23 protein-coding genes are annotated in these 20,948 nt (G+C 63.3%); 5 read left to right on the plus strand and 18 right to left on the minus strand.

Features of this window, described 5'->3' with window-relative positions:
• Nucleotides 1–107: 107 nt before the first annotated feature.
• Together AC02Y0_RS12015 and AC02Y0_RS12020 are read right to left on the minus strand one after the other, a co-directional pair.
• Complete coding sequence (locus AC02Y0_RS12015; RefSeq protein ID WP_476379144.1) at nt 108–1,280, minus strand: phage portal protein; 1,173 nt, start codon at nt 1,278–1,280, stop codon at nt 108–110.
• A gap of 97 nt (nt 1,281–1,377) precedes the next feature.
• Nucleotides 1,378–2,004, minus strand: a complete 627-nt coding sequence (locus AC02Y0_RS12020; protein WP_476379145.1) for a TetR/AcrR family transcriptional regulator — start codon at nt 2,002–2,004, stop codon at nt 1,378–1,380.
• A gap of 141 nt (nt 2,005–2,145) precedes the next feature.
• On the opposite strand from AC02Y0_RS12020, the gene AC02Y0_RS12025 reads away from it, so the two are divergent.
• Nucleotides 2,146–3,120: an alpha/beta hydrolase family protein gene (locus tag AC02Y0_RS12025; RefSeq protein WP_476379146.1), complete on the plus strand. Its 975-nt coding sequence runs from the start codon at nt 2,146–2,148 to the stop codon at nt 3,118–3,120.
• Between the two features lie 161 nt (nt 3,121–3,281).
• Nucleotides 3,282–3,527, plus strand: coding sequence for a hypothetical protein (locus AC02Y0_RS12030; protein ID WP_476379147.1), 246 nt, complete (start codon nt 3,282–3,284; stop codon nt 3,525–3,527).
• Between the two features lie 113 nt (nt 3,528–3,640).
• Here the strand turns inward: AC02Y0_RS12030 and AC02Y0_RS12035 are convergent, their stop codons facing one another.
• Both AC02Y0_RS12035 and AC02Y0_RS12040 read right to left on the minus strand, forming a co-directional pair.
• Nucleotides 3,641–3,946 carry a Dabb family protein gene (locus AC02Y0_RS12035; protein ID WP_476379148.1) on the minus strand — a complete coding sequence of 102 codons (306 nt, stop codon included), beginning with the start codon at nt 3,944–3,946 and terminating at the stop codon, nt 3,641–3,643.
• Between the two features lie 91 nt (nt 3,947–4,037).
• Nucleotides 4,038–4,658, minus strand: a complete 621-nt coding sequence (locus tag AC02Y0_RS12040; RefSeq protein WP_476379149.1) for a glycoside hydrolase family 19 protein — start codon at nt 4,656–4,658, stop codon at nt 4,038–4,040.
• 210 nt (nt 4,659–4,868) lie between these two features.
• Here AC02Y0_RS12040 and AC02Y0_RS12045 point away from each other — a divergent pair, with 210 nt between their 5' ends.
• Entirely contained in the window at nt 4,869–4,994 is a 126-nt protein-coding gene (locus AC02Y0_RS12045; protein WP_476379150.1) for a hypothetical protein, read from the plus strand.
• Between the two features lie 391 nt (nt 4,995–5,385).
• On the opposite strand, the gene AC02Y0_RS12050 is transcribed toward AC02Y0_RS12045, so the two are convergent.
• The 11 genes from AC02Y0_RS12050 to AC02Y0_RS12100 all read right to left on the minus strand — a co-directional run bounded on the left by AC02Y0_RS12050 (nt 5,386) and on the right by AC02Y0_RS12100 (nt 15,780).
• A complete protein-coding gene (locus AC02Y0_RS12050) occupies nt 5,386–6,111 on the minus strand; it encodes a hypothetical protein (protein ID WP_476379151.1) in 726 nt (241 codons plus the stop codon).
• 82 nt (nt 6,112–6,193) lie between these two features.
• The gene (locus AC02Y0_RS12055; protein WP_476384015.1) at nt 6,194–7,498 is read right to left on the minus strand and encodes a DNA-packaging protein; all 1,305 of its coding nucleotides are present in this window, start codon (nt 7,496–7,498) and stop codon (nt 6,194–6,196) included.
• A 672-nt stretch (nt 7,499–8,170) separates the two neighbouring features.
• Nucleotides 8,171–8,644 (minus strand): hypothetical protein, encoded by a 474-nt coding sequence (locus AC02Y0_RS12060; protein ID WP_476379152.1) that lies wholly within the window; start codon nt 8,642–8,644, stop codon nt 8,171–8,173.
• Between the two features lie 175 nt (nt 8,645–8,819).
• Entirely contained in the window at nt 8,820–9,323 is a 504-nt protein-coding gene (locus tag AC02Y0_RS12065; RefSeq protein WP_476379153.1) for a hypothetical protein, read from the minus strand.
• A gap of 125 nt (nt 9,324–9,448) precedes the next feature.
• Complete coding sequence (locus tag AC02Y0_RS12070; protein ID WP_476379154.1) at nt 9,449–10,642, minus strand: GGDEF domain-containing protein; 1,194 nt, start codon at nt 10,640–10,642, stop codon at nt 9,449–9,451.
• 195 nt (nt 10,643–10,837) lie between these two features.
• Nucleotides 10,838–11,188, minus strand: coding sequence for a carboxymuconolactone decarboxylase family protein (locus tag AC02Y0_RS12075; protein WP_476379155.1), 351 nt, complete (start codon nt 11,186–11,188; stop codon nt 10,838–10,840).
• Nucleotides 11,189–11,506: 318 nt separating this feature from the next.
• Complete coding sequence (locus AC02Y0_RS12080; protein ID WP_476379156.1) at nt 11,507–11,710, minus strand: heavy-metal-associated domain-containing protein; 204 nt, start codon at nt 11,708–11,710, stop codon at nt 11,507–11,509.
• A 77-nt stretch (nt 11,711–11,787) separates the two neighbouring features.
• Nucleotides 11,788–12,231, minus strand: coding sequence for a Cu(I)-responsive transcriptional regulator (cueR, locus tag AC02Y0_RS12085; RefSeq protein ID WP_476384016.1), 444 nt, complete (start codon nt 12,229–12,231; stop codon nt 11,788–11,790).
• Between the two features lie 184 nt (nt 12,232–12,415).
• The gene (locus AC02Y0_RS12090; protein ID WP_476379157.1) at nt 12,416–15,112 is read right to left on the minus strand and encodes a heavy metal translocating P-type ATPase; all 2,697 of its coding nucleotides are present in this window, start codon (nt 15,110–15,112) and stop codon (nt 12,416–12,418) included.
• Nucleotides 15,113–15,199: 87 nt separating this feature from the next.
• Nucleotides 15,200–15,484: a type II toxin-antitoxin system RelE/ParE family toxin gene (locus AC02Y0_RS12095; protein WP_476379158.1), complete on the minus strand. Its 285-nt coding sequence runs from the start codon at nt 15,482–15,484 to the stop codon at nt 15,200–15,202.
• A complete protein-coding gene (locus tag AC02Y0_RS12100) occupies nt 15,481–15,780 on the minus strand; it encodes a type II toxin-antitoxin system RelB/DinJ family antitoxin (RefSeq protein WP_476379159.1) in 300 nt (99 codons plus the stop codon). The genes AC02Y0_RS12095 and AC02Y0_RS12100 overlap by 4 nt, the downstream gene beginning before the upstream one ends.
• A 505-nt stretch (nt 15,781–16,285) precedes the next feature.
• Here AC02Y0_RS12100 and AC02Y0_RS12105 point away from each other — a divergent pair.
• Nucleotides 16,286–17,074 carry a hypothetical protein gene (locus AC02Y0_RS12105; protein WP_476379161.1) on the plus strand — a complete coding sequence of 263 codons (789 nt, stop codon included), beginning with the start codon at nt 16,286–16,288 and terminating at the stop codon, nt 17,072–17,074.
• A 204-nt stretch (nt 17,075–17,278) separates the two neighbouring features.
• Here AC02Y0_RS12105 and AC02Y0_RS12110 read toward each other — a convergent pair whose 3' ends face one another.
• From AC02Y0_RS12110 to AC02Y0_RS12120, 3 genes are read right to left on the minus strand one after another with little or no spacing between them, the layout of a single operon-like run.
• Entirely contained in the window at nt 17,279–17,608 is a 330-nt protein-coding gene (locus AC02Y0_RS12110; RefSeq protein ID WP_476379162.1) for a type II toxin-antitoxin system RelE/ParE family toxin, read from the minus strand.
• Nucleotides 17,605–17,883, minus strand: coding sequence for a ribbon-helix-helix protein, CopG family (locus AC02Y0_RS12115; RefSeq protein ID WP_476379163.1), 279 nt, complete (start codon nt 17,881–17,883; stop codon nt 17,605–17,607). The genes AC02Y0_RS12110 and AC02Y0_RS12115 overlap by 4 nt, the downstream gene beginning before the upstream one ends.
• A 57-nt stretch (nt 17,884–17,940) precedes the next feature.
• Nucleotides 17,941–18,405 (minus strand): YcgN family cysteine cluster protein, encoded by a 465-nt coding sequence (locus tag AC02Y0_RS12120; RefSeq protein ID WP_102021729.1) that lies wholly within the window; start codon nt 18,403–18,405, stop codon nt 17,941–17,943.
• Nucleotides 18,406–18,685: 280 nt separating this feature from the next.
• On the opposite strand from AC02Y0_RS12120, the gene AC02Y0_RS12125 reads away from it, so the two are divergent.
• Nucleotides 18,686–20,941: a transglycosylase domain-containing protein gene (locus AC02Y0_RS12125; RefSeq protein WP_476379164.1), complete on the plus strand. Its 2,256-nt coding sequence runs from the start codon at nt 18,686–18,688 to the stop codon at nt 20,939–20,941.
• Nucleotides 20,942–20,948: the final 7 nt, after the last annotated feature.

The following is a 20,948-nucleotide window of genomic DNA, read 5'->3' on the forward strand; positions in this document are numbered from 1 at the left end:
CCCCCTCTGTGGGGGAGAAAGCGAAATCGAAGGCTTAGGCGAGCGCAAGCCGCCTAAACTTCAGATTTCGCCAGTGAGGGGATCAGTTCTGTTGGCACAGCGAAACCTCAATACCCCACCGCCTCGCGCTTCTCCTCGTCCGTCAGAAACCCCGCCGCGCCAACTCTCGCCCAGAGCGCATCCCGCTCCGCCGAAAGCCCCGCCACCGTGTCGAGATCCGGCACCAGCCTCAGCCCCTCCCCGGTCAACTCGCCGAGAAACACCGAAAGCGACGCCCCCGTCCGCGTCACCAGCGGCAGAACGGTCAGGCGATAGAAGGCGCGGTTGGCCTCCTGGTAATTGGCATAGGTGTTGTCGCCGGGAATGCCGAGCAGCATGGGCGGCACGCCGAAGGCGAGTGCTATATCGCGGGCAGCTCCATTCTTCGCCTCGACGAAATCCATGTCCTTCGGCGAGAGCCCCATCGACTTCCAGTCGAGCCCACCCTCAAGCAGCAGCGGTCGCCCCGCCCGCATCGGGCCGGAATAGCCCTCGTCGAGCTCGACCTTCAGCCGTTGATACTGGTCGGCGGAGAGATTGCCGCCCTCCTTCGGCTGATAGACCAGCGCGCCGGAAGGCCTTGCCGAATTGTCGAGCAGCGCCTTGTTCCAGCGCCCCGCCGCATTGTGCAGATCAAGCGCCACTTGCGCTGCCGCGAGCGGCGCAAAACCCTCGTGGTCGTCGAGCGGGTGAAACAGCTTCAGATGCAGCAGCCCCTCGAGCGCGATCCGCCTTGCCCTGGTGCCAGCGCGATAATCATAAGCCGACGGCCAGCCGTCCGCCCCGGTCACCACGCTCACCCGATCCGGCCGAAGCAAATGCAGCTCCGCCGCTCGTTCCGAACTGCGCCCGCCGGCCGCCACCGCCTCGACATATGCATTGCCCGAGAGCAGCAGCTGGCCATAAAGCGTTTCGAGAAAATCCGCTCCCGTCATCGCCCCGTTCGGCCGCGATAGCAGCGCCAGCGCCGGATGCTCCGGCCGCTCGGTCTCGCGCTGATAGGCGAGGAACGCGATGCTGGCCGCGGCTTCGGAGACCAAACGCACACAGCGATGCGCCACCGGGTTCTTCATGAAGCCTTCCCGCGAAAGCGCCGCATAGTTTCGCCCCGTCCATCGCGCCTCACCCTCGCCCGCAATCAGCGCCAGTGCCGTTCCGGGCCGAGGATGCAGCGCCTTTTCTTGAGCCACAGGGGTTCGATCCCGGGCTTCAGCCCAGGGCAGACGGAAGGGGAATTTCATGGGATCTGTTCCTCGACAGGAATGAAAACGGATCGGGCCGCCTTCAACGGTCGGCCCGGGTCTCGTCTGCGCACACTCTCAGATTGATCTGGCCGCTTCAGCCAGAAACGGCCTTGCCCGCTCCGAAGCGCAAACCATCGATCAGAAGCTCGACCATGACAGGCGTCTCGCCCTCCTGCTCCGCCCCCTTGATCGCCGATAGATTGCCGATGGCCCGCAGCAATTCGTAGGGTTCGATGCCAGCACGAACGGCGCCGACCGCCACCGCTGCGTCGAGCAAACGTCTCAGCGCCGGCTCGAAATTCTGGCGAAAGTAGTCCGGCAGCGCCTGGAAGGCCGGATCGCCGGAATGCAGGGCCTGCGCCAGCCCGCGCTTGGCTGCAATAAACCTCGTGAAACGGCGCAGCCATAGTGCCAGCGCCTCGCCCGGCGTATGTCCTGCGGCAAGCACCGCCGCCTCCGCCGTGCAGGCGTCCACCTCACGCTTGAAGACGGCGATCACCAGATCCGCACGGTTCGGAAAGCGCCGATAGAGCGTGCCAACACCGACACCCGCGCGGGACGCGATCTCGCGCGCCGGCGCATCGACGCCGCTTGCCGCAAAGATCGCCTTGGCCGCCTCCAGCAGCGCATCCTCGTTGCGCCGCGCATCGGCGCGCACCCGCGGCGTGCCTGCCTGCGGCTCGCTTTCCTGATGGTTTTCGGCCTCATCGCCCATGCGCATTCTCCTGCCGCACGCCAAAAATCCGCGCAGCCCTTGCTAAACGGAACATCGTTCCGTATATCCATCCAGCATTCGGAACAGCGTTCCGATTAATCCCTAGCCCGATCGCCCGTTTAAATCCAGAGCCCGGAGGCTCCTTCCATGAACGATCTCATCACCAAAGCCCGCGCCATCCCGACGCCACCGCCACAACCGACACTCACCATCAACCCCGTCACCCTGCCGGCGCCCGGTCGCGGTCGTCCGCTTGAGCTGCGCATCACCGCGCCGATGTCAGGCGACAACCTGCCGATCATCCTGCTCTCGCATGGCCACGGCCCCTCGCTCTATATTCCCTCAAAGGATGGTTATGGCCCACTCGTCGATTTCTACGCCGCCCATGGCTTCGTCGTCATCCAGCCGACCCATGCCAATTCCAAGGTCGCAGGCCTCAGCGCAGACACGCCCGGCTATCCCTTCTTCTGGCAATCACGCCTCGACGACATGACCTTGATCCTCGACAGCCTCGCCGCCATCGAACAGGCTGCCCCCATGCTCGCCGGCCGGCTCGATCATAGCCTCGTTGCCGCCGTCGGCCATTCGCTCGGCGGACAGACCGTCGGCATGCTGCTCGGCGCCGGCCTCACCGACACCGCCGACCCGGCCGTGACCCGTGTCCGCCGTCCGGAACCGCGCATCAAGGCCGGCGTGCTTCTCGCCGCCCCCGGCCTCGGCGGCGACAGCCTCAGCGATCACGCCCGTCAGAACTACACGACGCTCAACCCGGATTTCTCGACGCTCACCACCCGCACGCTGGTCGTCGCCGGCGACGCCGACGACAACCCACACCTGACGCCGCGCGGCGCCGACTGGCATGTCGATCCCTATCGTCACGCCCCCGGCGCGAGAGCTTTGCTTACCCTCTACGGCGGCAAACACGGCCTCGGCGGCATTGCCGGCTACGACGCCAAGGAAACCGACGACGAAGATCCCGACCGCCTCGCCGTCACTCAGCGCCTGACGCTCGCCTGGCTGAGGACCGCGCTCGACATCGACGCGCGAAGCTGGCCTGAGGCGATGGCGGCACTTCAGGCCCATGCCGCAGACGTCGGCAAAGTCGAGCAGAAGCAGGCTTAAGTGGATTGGTCCCGCTGCGGCGCGTCTCTCGTGCCGCGGCGGGACAGTCTCAGCGAACGCCTCTGCGTGAAAACTTCCGAAGCATCGGCACTTGGTTGAGCCCCGGCAATCATCTACAATCCATGACGTGCATTCCACCTCCACCGGAGAGATACCGGGCGATGACCGAACAGAAGAGCAGTCTGACGGTGCTGATCCGTAACGAAACTCAGAAGCTGACGGCAAACTTCGTGAATACCTGCGGGACGACCATGGTGGCCATTGGTGTGCTCACGCCGACGATCAATGCGATCCTGACAGATCCGAGAACGCTCAGCCCGCTTGCCGTCTTGGGATTTTCGACATTCGGCGTTATACTACATTTGTGGGCACGCACATTTCTTTTGGATCTGGAGGAAGCAGCATGATGGACATCACCGCCACCAGCGGCTTCTTCAACCAGGCCGGCCTATTCCTGCTCGGCTTATCGATCCTTGCCGGGATCTAACTTTTGCTGCGTCGACGCCAGAGCCGCTGAGGCTCACAGGCTCTCCCGCACCGCCTCCTCCACCACATAATCCGCCGCAAACCGCTCCTCGCGCAGCGGCTTCACGCGCCGGATACTCTCCTCATACAGCGGATGCGCCTTGTAAGCTGCAAGTGCCGCCTCATCCTCAAACTCACCATAGACGACGAGGTCGATGCTCCGGTGAAAGCCGTCGGTCTTCACATTCGCGCCGATCTCCAGCCGCGTCGCGCTGGGGATCTCGGTCAGGATCGACAGCCCTGCCCTGACTGCCTCGACATTCTCGGGGCTCACCGTGAAGAAGACGATGTGGCGGATCATGGGGCACCTTTGACAACCTGTTGCAGCGCAAAAGCCGATAGCATCGCGCAGGCCCCCGCTCAATCCGCCAAGCGGCCGCATCGGGCTCCGCTCACACCATAAGCCCGGCCCTGATCGCCGCATCGAAGGTTCTGGCCGTCACCGCGATCTTCGCCGCCCGGTCCCGCCCGTTGACGATTTTCCGCGCGCCCGTCCAGTCCGCCTTCGCGCCGGAGAAATGATCGGAGAGCCGCGCGCCGGAGAACAGCCCCTCGGTCATGCCGACGACGAGAATGGTCGCCGCGACATCGAGCCTAAGCGCCAGGTCCGGCTGCCCCACGAGATCGAGCCCGGTCACCCGGCTCATCTTTTCATAATTCTCGCGATGCGTGATCTGCACCAGCCCCCGGCCATAATAGCTCAAGCCATGCGCATCGCGCCGCCAATAGGGCGTCGACACCGTCGGCAGCTTGCCCGCACGCCAGGCCCGTTCGAGCCTTGCCACCGCATCCTCGTCGGTCGCAGCAAACGTCTCGCGCACCGCCTGCATGGTGCCACCAGTCTCGTGATGCGCGGTCGCCAGCATATAGGCGAGCCAGCGCGGATCGGCCCAGCCGCGCGCCGAAAAGCGCGTCAGCACCGCCTCCACGCCCTCCACCTGCCCCTGGGTCAGCCGCCCGCCGAACACGGCATTGCGCAGCCCCGCGAAGACGATTCGCCGGTCGATCCGCATGGTGAGATCCTCGATTTGGGGAGGGTGTGCCGCGTCGCGCCCATTCAAGCGCCGGGTCGGGCTCAAAAAAACTTCAGAACTAAAACGATTGAAGAAATTTCAATCGTTTAGACCGCGTTCCGTTCACATTTACAAAGCCTTAACAGTGTGGAACTTTCCGCCCATGAAGACGTTTTGGAAGCCGATACTTCCAACATGAGGAGGGAAGACATGCAGACGACCACTTCGACCAAAACCGCCGCCCCGGCAACGATCCCGGCCCATGTCCTGCAGCGCCTCGAAAACGAATGGCGCCAGGTCCGACAGCCGGCCGCGCAGCCCGCTCAGGCCAAGTGAACCGATCCACCGCATTGCGTGATCAACCGGCGTCCGAAAGGGCGCCGGTTTTTTTGTTTTTGGGGCCGAATGCCCCTCATCCGCCCTTCGGGCGCCTTCTCCCCGCCTGCGGGGAGAAGGTAGCGCCGCCGCCGATCGAACCCGCCTTCTCCCCGTTCACGGGGAGAAGGTCCCGGTAGGGGGATGAGGGGCCAAGCCTCGCACCCCATTTCCCCTCACCCTGAGGTGCCCTCGCTCTGCGAGGGCCTCGAAGGGTCAAGGCCGTCAAGATTGAAGTCGGATGCTTCGAGGTCCGCACTGCGTGCGGACACCTCAGCATGAGGGATCCAATTCATGCCAGCGATGCCGCGTGGCAATCATGGCCTGCGTTCATCACGCCTTGGTTTCATTCTTACTCGGAAGGGTTGTCCGAATTCTTAAGTGTAAAGATCTCAAGGTTCCGGAAGCTCTCCCGCTTCAGTTCCTGGGCAGTCGCTTTGGGTTTCGGCATCGAAACAGAGATTGATAGCTTATTCGTATCGGCCGACGATGCGGTCAGCCCCAAGCTGGCGGTCAGATGAGTCAAGGTCCAGGTGGGGCCAAAGGCTTTCACACCACGAGTCACCTTGAACGTCGTCGATCCTGTGAACCCGCCTGACGTATCGGGGGCGTTTTCAATCCATGGCGGCACCGATCCACCTCGCAACTGCTCCATGGTGCGATATTCGGCAAAGAGTTCGGAGATGCCGAGACTTCCTCCGACCCATTTCTCCGCCTCAGCGCCGCAATCGCTCGCCGGAACTCGCTGCACGTTAATTGCGACTTTCTGATTGTAAATGCGATCAACGTCGCGGGAGTAGTCCAGCGGAAACGCGAAGGCAAAGGTCCCATTTGAGACGCTATCCTTGCCGGTGCCGCTCCCACCAATTCCAGCGCTGGTCGCCGAAGTCAGCTGCAATTCCGCAGTTATGGCCCACCCTTCGGATACAATTGCCGAATTCCTGTCAGCCTCAGCTTTCAGCTCACAACCGAGCTTGCGGAAAATGTCCGCTGCAGAAATCGGCGTCACATTCCCCCGCGGATTGCTGACACAGCCGCTCACCCCCGCGCAAAGCGCGAGCACAATTATCTTCCGCATTCCCCTGCCCCCAGAAAGATTGACGATAACCTAGGATTGCATGAATCAACCATTTATCAACCATGTGAAAATTAGGGTATCATCACACCCCCCGGATCCGCGGCTCGCCTCCGCCCTCTAGCATCAGCGCCGTCAGCGCCCAGACCAGCGCATCGAGCCGATCCGGCGAGCGCCCGTTCGACAATCCCTCCGGCCCGAAGTCACACATCTGGTCCTCGAGCTCGACAAACCGGCCGGCATGAACCACCCGCCCCTGCTCATATAAAGCTGCCACCGGTTCCGCCCGCAAGAATTTGCCGCGCGTGGCTCGGACCGTCGTTACCGGCAGCCGCGCCTCGATGCCTTCCAGCACCGCGCGCACCATGTCGCCGCCCTGGTTCACCTCGGCCACCACCCGGTCGGCCTCGAACCGCCGGAACGCACACACCACCGCCCGCGCCCAGCCCGCCGGGCCGGCGCCTTCCACCGAACAATCCGAGAGCACCACTGCCTGGCCATTTTCCTTCAGCCCGGCAATCACGATGCCGCAGCAAGCCGAAACGCCACCTGCCGGCGGATCGACAGCCACCACGATCCTTCTCAACGGCTCAGCCAGTTTCACCACGATCTCGTCGAGCCGCGCGCGCTTCCACAAGCCATCCGCCCGGTCCTCGATCAGCTCGCCGTCGAGTTCCTGCCGCCCGAGCCTTGTCCCGCCATAGCGGGCCTGGAGCGCGCCCAGAAACCCCGGTGCCAGATGCGCCGCATTGGCCGAGGTTGCCATGCGCGTCAGCACCGTCCCCTCATCCGCCATCAATCGCTTCAGCAGCGGCACCGGCCGTGGCGTCGTCGTCACCACCTGGCGCGGATCCTCGCCCAGCCGCAGCGCAAACTGCAGCATGTCATAGGTCTCGTCGGCATGTTTCCATTTGGCGAGCTCGTCGCACCAGGCGAGGTGAAATTGCGGCCCGCGCAGGCTTTCGGGATCTTCCGAGGAGAAGATCTGCGCGATCGCCCCATTCGGCCAAACGAGCCTGCGCCTCGAAATCTCCACCTCCGGCCGCATGCGCCGCGCAATCCGCGAAAGCCCCGAGGCCCCGTCGATCATCACCTCGCGCGCATCGCCCAGCGTTTCCGCCACCAGCGCAATCCGCAAATCCGTCCGCCGTCCCGCTGCCAGCACCTGCGCCTGCACCCATTCGGCCCCAGCCCGAGTCTTGCCCGATCCCCGCCCACCCAGGATCAGCCAGCTCAGCCAGTCGCCCTCAGGCGGGAGTTGTTCGCGCCGGGCCAGAAGCCTCCAGTCGCGGGCGAGAAAGGCGAGATCGGAGGGGTTAAGTTGCGAAAGGTCGAGCCGCCCCCGATCCTGTCCAAGCTGCAAACCTCCGTGCGCTCCGACCGGGACCATCAATCCCGCCCGCGCCCGGGTTTCAGGTGCGGTAGCCTCGGTGATCGCCCCACCCAGCACTTTCGACCTGCGGATGCCGTCCGCGATCCCGCCCAGCCCCTGGTTCAGATCTCCAACAATGCCTAGCGCCGATGTCTGCGCTTTCGCCGTCCGATCCCTTTCCAGCCTGCCCAGGGATTTCGGCGTCATCGGCAGTCTCCTGAAAGCATCCGCTGGCCGTGTGGCAAGCGCGAGGCCAGCCGCGTCGACACCTCTCCCCTCTGTGGGAGAGGTTACAAAATCGAGGGCTTAGCCCGATCAGGGCTAAACCTCAGATTTTGTTGGTGAGGGGATCGGTTCAGTTGGCAATCCATCAACAAGACGTCGCGAGAAAGGGTCAACTCAGTTTCCCTCTCATCGCAGCCATCCCCCGAAGCCTCTCCCACAAAGGGCACGAGGGAAGACACCGAAACCGCGCACCCACCTCCCCCTTGAGGGGGGAGGTCGCCGCAAAGCGGCGGGTGAGGGTGATCCCGGCAGGCGTCTGACTGACCGAACTTGCCTCGACCGTCGACACGTCACCCCACCCCGGAGCTACGCTCCGACCCTCCCCCTCAAGGGGAGGGTGAAGGCCGGTTCACCAGGCAATCCATCAACAACACGTAGCGAGAAACGGTCAATTCAGTTGCCCCCTCACGGCGGCCCCCGCCCCTCGGCCAGCCCGGCAACCTGCGCCATCCGCGCCGCCAAGGCCGCATCCAGCCGCTCGGCCACCCCAACCTCGACCCGGGCCTCAATCAGCGCCTCGACCTCACCGCGCAGTGCCTCAGGATCGCGCGCCTCCAGCGCCCGCTCCTCGGCATCCACACGGTCGCGCTCCAGCTGGCGCAACAGCGCATCGATCTTTTCCAGCGTGCGCACGATCAGCGCAATCGCATCGGTCGCCGCCTTGATATCGGCGCGCGCCTGCTTGGCCAGCGCCTCGTCGGCCCCGTCGAGCACCGCCTCGGCGCCCGCCCGCAAGCGGCGACAGAGGTCGAACTGGGCGCGCATCTCGGTGGTGAATTCGTTGAGCAGCGCATCCAGCTCGCCCGCTCCCGCAGCCTTCACCTCAATGACATCAGGCAGCGCCTCGTCCAGATCCCCCCGTCGATCCTCGCCCAGCATGCCGCCCTCCGAAACGAAAAAGGGCCCGCACAGCGGACCCTCACCAAACCTTCACCGGAAGCGCCTCAGCCCTTGCGGCCACAGCTTTCCGATTATGTCAAAACCCTAGCGAATGACCGTCACGGTGTCAAGGATTATTTTCCTATCTTAATTCTTCAACTGGAGAATTTCGTTGCTATGCCTTTTCGCCGAGCAAACGTTGAGTGAGGCTTTGCCCTTGCTTTGCAAGGTCTTTGACATCTGTTCCAGCCTTAACCAGCGCAGTCCCAAGTATGCGCATATGGCCGATGACGTGTTGCCTTTTGTCCGCGGTAGTGTCGATTTTAAGGAAAACGAATGAAGCATCGGCAGGGTCGAATTCAGTGAGAACGCCATGTGCAACGTAATGTCTAGTTCGTGCTAGTTCCTCAGCCTTTTCAACAAAATAGAGTATCTCAGGTTTGAACTCTGATAGGCTTTGCAGCTCCTCGCAGCATCTTTTCAAGAATGCAGTTTTTGTCGAAAACTGCTTGGGCAGTTTTGTTGAGACAGCGTCGCCACCATGATCGTGGAACGCAATGGCGACTATCGCATCGATGGTGTTTTCGAGGAACGTCCAACTTACGATAATCATGCCTACGCACGAGAACAAATGCGGCATAATCTCCTCGGGCACTGGGCGCACATCAACTTGTGTCAATTTGAACCACTCGTCCCTTCAAATTCCAGACGCTTTGCCCTTGGAATGTACCCGACATCACTGACACAGTTTCGCCGATTATTGAAAAGTACGTAAAGAGGTATTTGCGAGGCCACCCAAAGGCCTCAGCCCGCCTTAGACCGGTTCCGCCCCGCGCTCTTCGCCTCATACAGCGCGAGATCCGCCCGCGTCACCAGATCGCGCGGGTCGCGCAGATCACCCTCCCCCGTGCCGGCATAGCCGACGGAGACGGTGACATGGCCCAGGCCATCGGCTCGGGCGGGATGGGGAATGGCCAGGTCGCGCACGCTGCGCACCAGGCGGTCGGCGAGGAAGGCCCCGCCGGTCTTCGCGTCGACGGCAAAGAGCAGGGTGAATTCCTCGCCGCCATAACGGGCGGCAAAGCCGTCATGGCGGGCGGCGAAAGTGGAGAGCGCAGTGGCGATCCGGCGCAGGCAGTCGTCGCCGGCGACATGGCCGAAGCGGTCGTTGAAGGCCTTGAAGTGGTCGACATCGACCATCAGCAGCAACACCTCCTCGCGCTCGGAAAACAAGGTCTCCAGCGTCTCGTCGAGATGCCGGCGGTTGGGGATGCCGGTCAGCATGTCGGTCAGTGTCAGGTCGCGCAGGGCCGCACCGCGGCGCTCGGCCCGGTCGGCGCGGTTTTGCGCGTCATAGCGGGCGAGATAGGTCAGACAGCGCTGTCGCTCCACATGCCAGTTGCCATAGAGCGTGAAGAAGAGACCGGTGACCACCTGCACGGTCAGCGGAAAGATCAGGTTCTCGTCCAGCCCCGGCTTGTTGTAGATGACCCAGAGCGCCGCCAGACAGGTGACGCTGGTGAAGACCAGAGCCCAGCGATAGCGCAGCACAAGCAACATGTTGCCGAAGAGCAGCACGAGCGGCAGTTCGCCCAGCGTATAGCTCGCATAGGCCGATTGCGAGATGTAGAGCAGGTAAAGCGGCAGAAGGCTCGCGACGAACATGCCCTGTAGCAGCAGCAGCTCGCGAAAGGCCGGCGGCAGGCGCGGCACGAGATAGAAGATCGCCAGCGATCCCGGGACCAGAACGAAGAGCCGCATCGCCACTGTGAAGGGCTGGATGTCCGCCATCAGGTAGAGGCTGGTCAGATTGTAGATGTTGTAGACGATCAGGCCGACGATGATGGCGTGGCGCAGGTGCTTGATGCGCTCGCCGCCGAAATCGCGCTCCTCGGCGCGTTCCACCTCGGGCGGCATGCGCAACAGCCAGTCCAGCCGGCTCTTCATGCCGGCAGCCCCGGCGCTCGCCCCGCGGGGGCTCGCTTCTGCGTCTGTCAAACCCGTCGTTCCCCGTCCGGCACCGCCCCATGGCAGGCCTTTGACAATCATCGACGAGGTTTGCGAAAATTTCGCTAATTTAGGATGGCAAAATTGTCCGATACGACAGAGATTGGCGCATCCCGCGAGCCTGGACACGGCCTGCGGGCCTTGCGGCCGCGGGCAGCTCCCGCCGCCGCCGTCGCACAGCCTGCCTTACGCCTCCGGCCCACCGAACTGCTCCCAGGCGGTCATGGCGTCGCCCGCATACATCAGCGAGGGTCCGCCGCCCATATAGACGGCCAGCCCCAGCGTCTCCTCGAATTCCGCCTTGGTGGTGCCGAGCTTGATCAGCGCCTCCGTATGGAAGCCGATGCAGCCATCGCAGCGGGTGGAAATGGCGATGCCGAGCGCCACCAGTTCCTTCACCTTCTTCGACAGCGCGCCATCTTTCGTCGCCGCCCCCGCCATGGCCGAAAAGCCTGACATCACATCGGGAATGTCCTTGCGCAGGGTCTTGATCCCGCTCGAGATGTCCCGGGTGATGGCGATGTAATCCTTGCTCATGGCAGTGTCTCCAAAAATATATACGATAGTTCATATATATTGAGGTTTGTGGAGATTGCAAGGGAGGGAGTAGGCAGTAGGCAGTAGGCAGTAGGCAGTAGGCAGTAGGCAGTAGGCAGTAGGCAGTAGGCAGTAGGCAGTAGGCAGTAGGCAGTAGGCAGTAGGCAGTAGGCAGTAGGCAGTGAGATTGGATTGATTCTCCAGCCGCGTGGCAAACTTTTAGAGTTTTCGCCCTTCACGGCGGACGAACTCCAGCCCCCTATTGCCTATTGGCTACTCCCTACTCCCTACTGCCTACTGCCTACTGCCTACCCCCACTCACCCTTGCCGCACCGGCGTATAACCCGCCTCGCGGATCGCCTGCTCGGCAAGCACCGCATCACCCTCGACAAAGGCCTTGCGGGCGGCGAGATCGATCGTCACGGCCTTGCCCGGCAGCACCTCCGCCAGCGCCTTGACCACGGTTTTTTCGCAATGCCCGCAGGTCATGTCCTCGATCTTGAAAACCGTCTGTCCGATCATGGTGTTATCCTTCCTTATCTTGGCCGACATCTGCCGGCCTTATCGTTTTCATTGTCAGCCTTCCTACAGGGGCAAGGTCAATCCCCGCAGCAGTCGCCACCCGTCGTCTCGGCGGCGGTCTTTTGCCGCAGTGGCCGGCCTTCGAGATCGGCGAGGATCGGGCAGTTGGGCCGGTCGTTGCCCTGGCAGCGTTCAGCGAGATGATAGAGCGTATCGCGCATCGCCTGCATCTCGGCGATCTTCGTCTCCAGCTCCTCGACATGATGAAGCGCGAGCGCCTTCACCTCGGCACTGGCCCGCGCCTTGTCATCCCAGAGCTTCAACAGCCGCTCGGTCTCCTCCAGCGAAAAGCCGAGCTTTCGGGACCGCCGCACGAAACGCAGCCGATTGACGCTGTCGGCGTCATAGACCCGGTAATTCGAGGCCGTCCGCCCCGCCGGTGCAATCAGCCCTATCTCCTCATAATAGCGGATCATCTTGGCCGACACGCCCGAGGCGGCGGAGGCTTCGCCGATGTTCATCGTCATGGTCGTTTCTCCTTGTTTTACCCTACCTCCCCCCATGCGGGGGAGGACGGAAAATCGAAGGCTTAGGTGAGCGCAAGCCACCTAAACTTCAGATTTTCCTGGAGAGGGGCAAGGTTCCGCTGGCACCAACCTAACTGGGCTCCTCTCTTGCAAAATCTGAGGTTTAGCCCTGACCGGGCTAAGCCCTCGATTTTGCTTTCTCCCCCGCAAGGGGGGAGATCGTTTCCGTCACCTTCGCCGTTCTCAACCGCAACGCATTTGTCAGCACAAACACGCTCGACAGCCCCATGGCCGCCGCGCCCAGCATCGGCGAGAAGGTCACGCCGAAGAGCGGATAGAGCACACCCGCCGCCACCGGGATCAGCGCCGCATTGTAACCGAAGGCCCAGAACAGGTTCTGGCGGATATTGCCCATCACCCGGTCCGAAAGCTCGATCGCATGCAGAGCGCCCATCAGATCGCCGCCGACAAGCACCACATCGGCGCTTTCGATCGCGACATCCGTGCCCGTACCAATGGCAATGCCGACATCGGCGGTGGCCAGCGCCGGCGCATCATTGATGCCGTCGCCGACAAAGGCGACCCGACCGCCCTTGGCCTGCAGCTCCTTGATCGCGCTCACCTTTCCCTCCGGCAGCACTTCGGCGACAACAGCGTCGATACCGGCCTTTTTCGCCACGGCCTCTGCGGTACGCCTGTTATCGCCGGTCACCATCATCACCTTCAGGCCCCGGGCCCTCAGCGCCGCAGTCGCCTGCGCACTCGTCTCCTTGATCGGATCGGCCACCGCGATTGCCGCAGCGAGCTTACCGTCGATGGCCACATAGAGCGGGCTTGCCCCCTCGTCGGCGAGACGGGTCACGGCGGCGGTGAGGTCAGCGGCAGAGACAGCCCCTCCCCCCTCGTTGGGGAGAGGTTCCAGCAGCACCCCGAGCTTCACCATGAAGCGATCCGCACCCGCAGCAACCCGCCGCCCCTCGACCAAGCCGGTCACGCCAAAGCCCGCCACGGCCTCGACATTCTCCACGGCCGAAAGCGCGATGCCGCGCGCTTCCGCTGCCCGTACAATGGCATCCGCCAGCGGATGCTCCGAGCGCGCCTCAAGGCTCGCCGTCAGCCGCAGCACCTCTGCGCCGTCAAAGCCCTCAGCCGTCACAATCTCACTGACTTCAGGCTTGCCCGCCGTGATCGTTCCGGTCTTGTCCATGACCACCCAGTCGATGCCAGACAGGCCCTGCAGCGCCTCGCCCTTGCGGAAGAGCACGCCCAGTTCGGCGGCCCTCCCCGTGCCGACCATGATCGAGGTCGGCGTGGCGAGCCCCATGGCACAGGGGCAGGCGATGATCAGCACCGCGACAGCCGCCACCAGACCATGGGTATAGGCCGGGTCCGGGCCGAGAAGCAGCCAGATCAGGAAAGTGACGACGGCAATGCCGATGACAGCAGGCACGAACCAGGCCGTGACCTCGTCGACCAGCTTCTGGATCGGCAGCTTCGCCCCTTGTGCCTCCTGCACCATGCGGATGATGCGCGACAGCATCATGTCGGCGCCGACACCCGTCGCCTCGAAGCGGAAGGAGCCGGAGCCATTGACCGTACCGCCGATGACGGTGGCGCCCACGCCCTTTTCGACCGGGATCGGCTCGCCCGAGATCATCGCCTCATCGACGGCGCTCGATCCATCGATCACCCGGCCATCGACCGGAATGCGCTCACCGGGCCTGACCACGACGACATCGCCGAGCCGGACTTCGGAGAGCGCCACGTCGCGCGTCGCGCCGTCGCGCTCGACCCGCGCAGTCTTCGCCTGCAGCCCCGCCAGCTTGCGGATGGCTGCCCCCGTGCGGCCCTTGGCCCGCGCCTCAAGCAACCGCCCGAGCAGGATCAGCGAGACGATGACGGTTGCGGCTTCATAATAGACATGCCGCGCATCCACTGGCAGCAGGCCTGGCGCAAAAGTCGTCACCAGCGAATAAAGATAGGCGGCCCCGGTGCCGATCGCGACCAGCGCGTTCATGTCGGGTGCGAGCCGCAAGAGCGCCGGAATGCCCTTCACATAAAAGCGCCGGCCGGGACCAACGAGCACCGCGGTCGCCAGCGCAAACTGCAGCAGATACAGCGAGTTGCCGGGGAAAACATCCATCAGGACATGATGCAGCGGCGGGTAGATATGCGCGCCCATTTCGACAATGAAGAGCGGCAGGGTGAGCACGAAGGCAATCAGGAAATCACGCTTCAGGCCTGATATCTCCTTCTCGCGCCGCGCCTCGCGGCCATCCACGGCCGCCCTTGCCGAACCCGCCCGATGGTTCGGCACAGTAGCTGCCGCAGCGCCTGCATCGCCGCCGTCGTCGGTTGCGCCTTGCGGCAGACTGAAGTCAGCAGTAGCGGCACCGCCCTCGGAAAAAGCGGTGTCCGGACCGCCTGACAGCCGGACGACATAGCCCACCTTGGAGACGGCAGCGGCGAGCGCCGGCAGCGCCTGGACGCCGCCCAGCACCTTCACCATCGCCTCGACCGTCGCAAGATTGACGCTTGCCGTCTCGACCGACGGCACGGATTTCAGCGCCTTCTCGACCCTTGAGACGCAAGAGGCACAGGTCATGTCCTCGACCTCGAGCACCAGCGTTTCGGCCTTGGCCTCGTAACCGGCCTTGTCGATCGCGGCGAGCAGTGCTGTTGCCGAAAACCCGGCAGCCGGCGTGACGCTCAGCGTCTCGGTCGCAAAATTCACCGCACTTTCGGCCACACCCGGCACGGATGCCGCAGCCTTCTCGACCCGTCGCACACAGGATGCGCAGGTCATGCCCTCGACGGGCAGAAGGATCGTCTGGTTCGTATTCTTGGCCCCATCGGGCCTGGACTGCATGTTCATGAGCGGTCACCTCCGCCACCCTACATGGACCTTCCCATAATGGGAGGGTCAAGGGGTGGGGTGACGATTTCTTTTTGGGGACTGTTTTCAAAGATTTTCCGGCCAGACCTGCGCGCCGTGCAGAACGCGCAAGACTCGGATCCGATCTGGATACACCGCATAGGCGGCGATGTAGGGCGTGCCGGTAATCACCAGTTCCCGGGTACCGGTCACCCGCCCATGCCGCCCGCTCTCTGGAAAGCTCAGGAGTTGCTTGACACTCGCCTCTATCCTTTCGTCGATCCGAATGGCGGCGGCAGGGTTTTGGTCTTCGATAAAGTCAAAGATTGCCATGCGGTCAGCAACAGCCAGAGCTGACCATGTCAGCCTCACCGGCGACCATCCCTGGATGCTGCTGCGGTCCGACGGGCGGCGAACAGCTCTGTCACCGCGTCATCGTCCGCGTCCTCCTGCGCATCCTCCAGCGCCTCGCGCACCTTGGCGCGAAACCACGCGTCGTGAACGGCAGGATCGGCGAGAAGCTCGATCGGCAGGGCGCCTTCCTGCGCGGTTCGGGTCAACAGGATCCGCACGGCATCCGACACCGTCAGGCCCATGCGTTCAAGCACGGCGGCGGCGCGGTCGCGGATTTCCGGGTCTATGCGCGTCTGGACGAGTGCGTTGGTCATGACTGTCTCCTGCGAGAAACTGTACTGCAATTGAATGACGGCGGCAATCGGCTGACAGGCGCCATTAACGGGAGCGGCCTCCACCCTCCCCTTGAGGGCAGGGCTATCGCATATGGGACACCTGTGGCGGTTCCGGGCTCCCTCTTCTCCCCTCGGGGAGAAGTGCCGAGCGTATGCGAGGCGATGAGGGGGCTACCCGGCACAGCTTTAGCGCTTCGCGCCCCCCTCATCCGGCGCTTCGCGCCACCTTCTCCCCGCTGGGGAGAAGAGGGATCCCGCTTCGTGCGCCGCTCAAAATCCATATGCAATTGCCCTCCCCCTCAAGGGGGAGGTGGGGGACTCGGGCAGCCGCATCCTTCAGCAATCCTTGATATTGTGGTTAACCGATCACTTCACCCCTGCCCTGCCGAGACAGGGCGCGGTTTTCATCGTAGCTTTCCATCCTCAAAACCCCTGTGGTTGCGGTCTTCGCGCAAGGCGGAAGACATTGAGACGGAGATTGCCAATGTCCTTGTTGCGTGCCGCGTTGTCCCCGCTCTTGGTGTTGGTTCCTTGCCGCCGCGCGCTCGCGGTCGCCATGCTGTCGCTGCTTGCCGCCTGCCAGGCGCCCCCCGCGCCGCAGATCAAGAGCGTTCTCAACCAGTTTTCGCTCGCCGAGATCACGGTCGAGTATTCCAGGCTGAACCAGCCGCTCCTGGTGTCGGATCTGGAGGGGGACATCAACCGGTCGGTTTCGTCTTCCGCGGTCGATGGGCTCGGAACGCGGCTCGGGCTGACCAACCAGGCGGCCAAGCAGGCAGCGATGCAGCAGGCGATCAATGCCCACATCACCCCGCATGTGCGCGATCAGCTGACACCACTGTTCAAGGGGACGCGCCCGGCGCGCGCCGAAATCGTTGTCTATTCCGTCTTCCTCCGCAGCCGGCTCAGCCTGCAGCAGCTGACCGGAGCGGAAGTCACGATCGATGGCGTGCGGCGACCGGACGGGCCGCAGCTGGTTGCGGGGCTTCGCATCTATGACGTCCAGACCGGTGAGCCCCTGCAGGAGATCCCGCCGATCACCAAGACCGATGACGGCTCGATCACGGTGGCCCTGAGCGGGCCCAAGGCGCCCGAATACGGCACCTCGCCCCGGCTGAACAAGCTCTCCTTCGACTTTGCCCGCGAGGCGGCCTACGCGCTTTCGAACGCGCCCCCTGCGGCCGGGTTCGGCCCCGGCTCCGGTGCCGGCTTGGGCCTTGCCCCTGGTGGGAGCGACGTGAAGACGCTGTGGTCGATGCAGAAGGTGGAGTGAGCTGAGCCAGGAACCTATCCCACTGTCTAGCACGCCCCAGGCAACGCACCTGCGGAAGCCGGGAACTGAGGCTTGACGGCGCCGAGCATGATCTCGTCGGTCGACTGGTGCTGCCGGATGCGTGGATGCGGCCGGAATTGTGGGGGTGATAGAAGGGCCCCAACGATCCTGGAAGGCTCAAGGATTGACCTCGTGTGACGGACGTCATTGATCGTCGTCCGCGCCCGGTACGTCTAAGCTTGAACCGGGATCAAATTGCTTTCCGCCATAGTAGATGCCGACAATGTCAACGGTCCCATGGCCGACCTCGAACAAGATCGTCACGCGGCGGCGGAAGCCGATTGTTCTGAGACCTGGGCGCAGATCGTCGCGCGCAGTGCCCCGAATGGGAAAGGCTGTCAAACGATCACAGTTGTCGATGATGGCATCAATGTATTTCGCGGCGCGAAGCGGAGATGACGCTTCTGCGATGTAGTCTTCTAGCTCTTCAAGCTGCTGCAATGCCTCTGGTGAAAAGCGAAGCGTGTAACTCACCTTGCGGCTCGCGCCTCGCGTCGGGCGGCCAAGCGCTCGCGGACAGTCTCCAACGCCAGCGCTCTGTCAGGGTCGGCCTTTAGCCGATCATATGCGGCAACACCGTCCGTGCGCAGCCAGTCCTCCAGGGACGCCTTTTCAAGCTCAGCTTTCTCAAGGCTCTCAAGCTGGGCTGCAATCGCCTCTTCCACAAGTGCGGCCTTGCTCTGACCGGTTGCGCGGGAGAGTTCGTCGAGACGGGCATCCAGCTCTTCGGGCAATGACAGTGCCAACATGACAGAGACCTCCTTAGAGCTTGAGCATACCATCAACAGCGACCCCTTGCGAGATCCCTACCGCCGCTCCTCACCCACATGCATGGGCCAGTCTACCACGTAATTCTCGAGATCTTCGACATCGAGGCCCTCTTCGGAAATCGTGCGGCCGCGGGCGGAGATGCCGGCCTGGTGCACGGTTTCGGGGTCGCCGGAGACAAGCGGGTGCCACCAGTAGAGGTCGAGGCCTTCGTCGATCAGGCGGTAGCCGCAGGTCGGCGGCAGCCACTGGATTTCGCGCAGGCCCTGCAGCGTCAGCTGGATGCAGTCGGGCACGGTTGCCTGACGGTTTTCGTAGTCGGAGCAACGACAGCTGTCGCCGTCGAGCAGGCGACAGGCAACCGAGGTGAAGACGACCTCGCCGGTGTCCCAGTCCTCGAGCTTGTTGAGACAACAGAGGCCGCAGCCGTCGCAGAGGCTCTCCCATTCGGCATTGCTCATCTCGGCGAGCGTCTTGGTTTTCCAGAAGGGTTGTTCGGTCATCGGCTCGTTCAACTGACTGTCGTTTCCAGGGCCATTGGCGCTTTGTGATCACAGCCCCGGCGGTTGCCCGCTTCGGGCCGGTGGCAGGGGTGCAACGCTTATCGCCAAAAGCGCGCCCTCACCTCGACCGGGTTCACCATGGCCCGTGAAACCGCTTGTTCTTTGGCGGCAAATCGCCCATCACTCATGGAAGACGACATGCCCCTTGATCCCCTGGGTCCTGATCCCAATCGGCGGGCGCGTCAAGGGAGCGGACAACAAGTTTTCGGGAAAAGCCACGGTGGCCGATAGCGACAAGCCTGACGATCTGGACCCGGTTGAGCGCCTGGGCGCTGCCGACGGAGACGATCGGCTAACCTCCGCACGGCCCGAGGCGAAGGCCCAAAAGCCGCAAAAGCTAAAGCGCCACGTCTTCCTCAAGATCGACAGCTGGCTCGATTCCACCCTGTGGAATGCCGGCTATGACCTGGCCGAGACCTGGGAGGAGATCAGCATCTTCTTCCGCCGCTTCCGCGTGCGGGGGCTGAAGAAGCTTGGCTTCGAGATTGCAGGCGAAGCGATGACACTCGGCACGGCCGGTATGGTCGTTCTGCTGGCGCTGGCCCAGCCGGCCTTCGAGGAGACGAAGAAAGACTGGCGCAACCACGACAATTTCGCCGTCACCTTCCTTGATCGCTACGGCAACACGATCGGCCATCGCGGCATCATTCATGAGAATTCCGTGCCGGTCGACGAGCTGCCGGACCATCTGGTCAAAGCCGTGCTGGCCACCGAAGACCGGCGCTTCTTCGAGCATTTCGGCATCGATTTCTTCGGCCTTGCCCGCGCCATGAGCGAGAATGCCAAGGCCGGCGAAGTGGTCCAGGGCGGCTCGACGCTGACGCAGCAGCTGGCGAAGAACCTCTTCCTCACCAATGAGCGGTCGATCGAGCGCAAGATCAAGGAAGCTTATCTGGCGCTCTGGCTTGAGGCCAACCTCTCGAAGAAAGAGATCCTGTCGCTCTATCTCGACCGCGCCTATATGGGCGGCGGCACGTTTGGCGCGGCGGCCGCGTCGCAATTCTATTTCGGCAAGAACATCACCGAGGTGACGCTGGCGGAAGCCGCGATGCTGGCCGGTCTCTTCAAGGCGCCGGCGAAATATGCGCCGCATGTCAACCTGCCGGCGGCCCGTGCGCGTGCCAATGACGTTCTCACCAACATGGTGCAGAGCGGGCTGATGACCGAGGGCCAGGTGGTGGCTGCGCGTCGCAACCCAGCCTCCGTCATCGACCGCGACGAGAAGGAAGCGCCTGACTTCTTCCTCGACTGGGCGTTTGAGGAAGTGCAGCGGATTGCCGCCCGCTTCAAGGATCATACGCTCGTGGTGCGCACCACGATCGATCTTGGCCTGCAGCAGGCGGCGGAAGAGGCGGTTGCCTCGTCGCTGCGCGAATATGGCGAGAGCTATAATGTCCGCCAGGGCGCGCTTGTCATGATCGAGGGCGGCGGCGCGGTCCGGGCCATGGTCGGCGGGCGGGACTATGGCGAAAGCCAGTTCAACCGAGCCACACGGGCGCTGCGTCAGCCGGGCTCTTCGTTCAAGATGTACACTTACGCGCTTGCCATGGAGAACGGCTATACGCCCGAGACTGTCGTGACCGACGGCCCCGTCTCCTGGGGCAACTGGAGCCCGCAGAATTACGGTCGCAGCTATTCCGGCCGGGTGACGATGGAAACGGCGCTGGCGAAATCGATCAACACGATCCCGGTCAGGCTCGCGAAGGAGAAGTTCGGCATCGATGCCATCATCCAGACCACCAAGGCCATGGGTGTGGAGACGCCGATCAAGAAGGACGTGACCATTCCGCTCGGCACCGCCGAAGTGACCGTCATGGACCAGGCAACGGCCTATGCTGTGCTGCCGGCCGGCGGCAAGGCCTCGCGCCGGCACGGCATTGCCCAGATCAGCAATTATGCCGGCGAGGTGCTCTACGACTTCGAGCGCGACGCGCCCGTGGCCGAGCAGATCCTGACCGAGCAGGCCGCGCTCTACATGAACCAGATGATGACCAAGATCCCCTATATCGGCACGGCGCGGCGCGCCGCCGTCGACGGAGTTTTGACCGCCGGCAAGACCGGCACGACGCAGGCTTACCGCGATGCCTGGTTCGTCGGTTACACCGGCAACTACACGGCGGCCGTCTGGTTCGGCAATGACGACTATACCTCGACCAACAACATGACCGGTGGCTCGCTGCCGGCAATGACCTTCAAGAAGCTGATGGATTACGCCCATCAGGGCATCGACCTGAAGCCGATCTTCGGCATCGACCAGCCCATGCCGGAGCGGGAAGAAAAGCCTGAAGTGGCCGACGCCGCCAATCCGGATGCGCTGCCGCCGATGGTGCGCCCGCGCTCGCTCTCGGCGCAATCGACTCGGCTGATCCGCGACATGGCCGCACGGCTGAAAGCAGCGGAGGCGCTTGCCGCACCCGCCGCCGGCACCGCCCAGGCGACCGTCGAGCCGCAAACGACCGGCGCAACCACACGTTAAGACAATT

It is taken from the genome of Allorhizobium sp. nf9_anc, assembly GCF_056323085.1.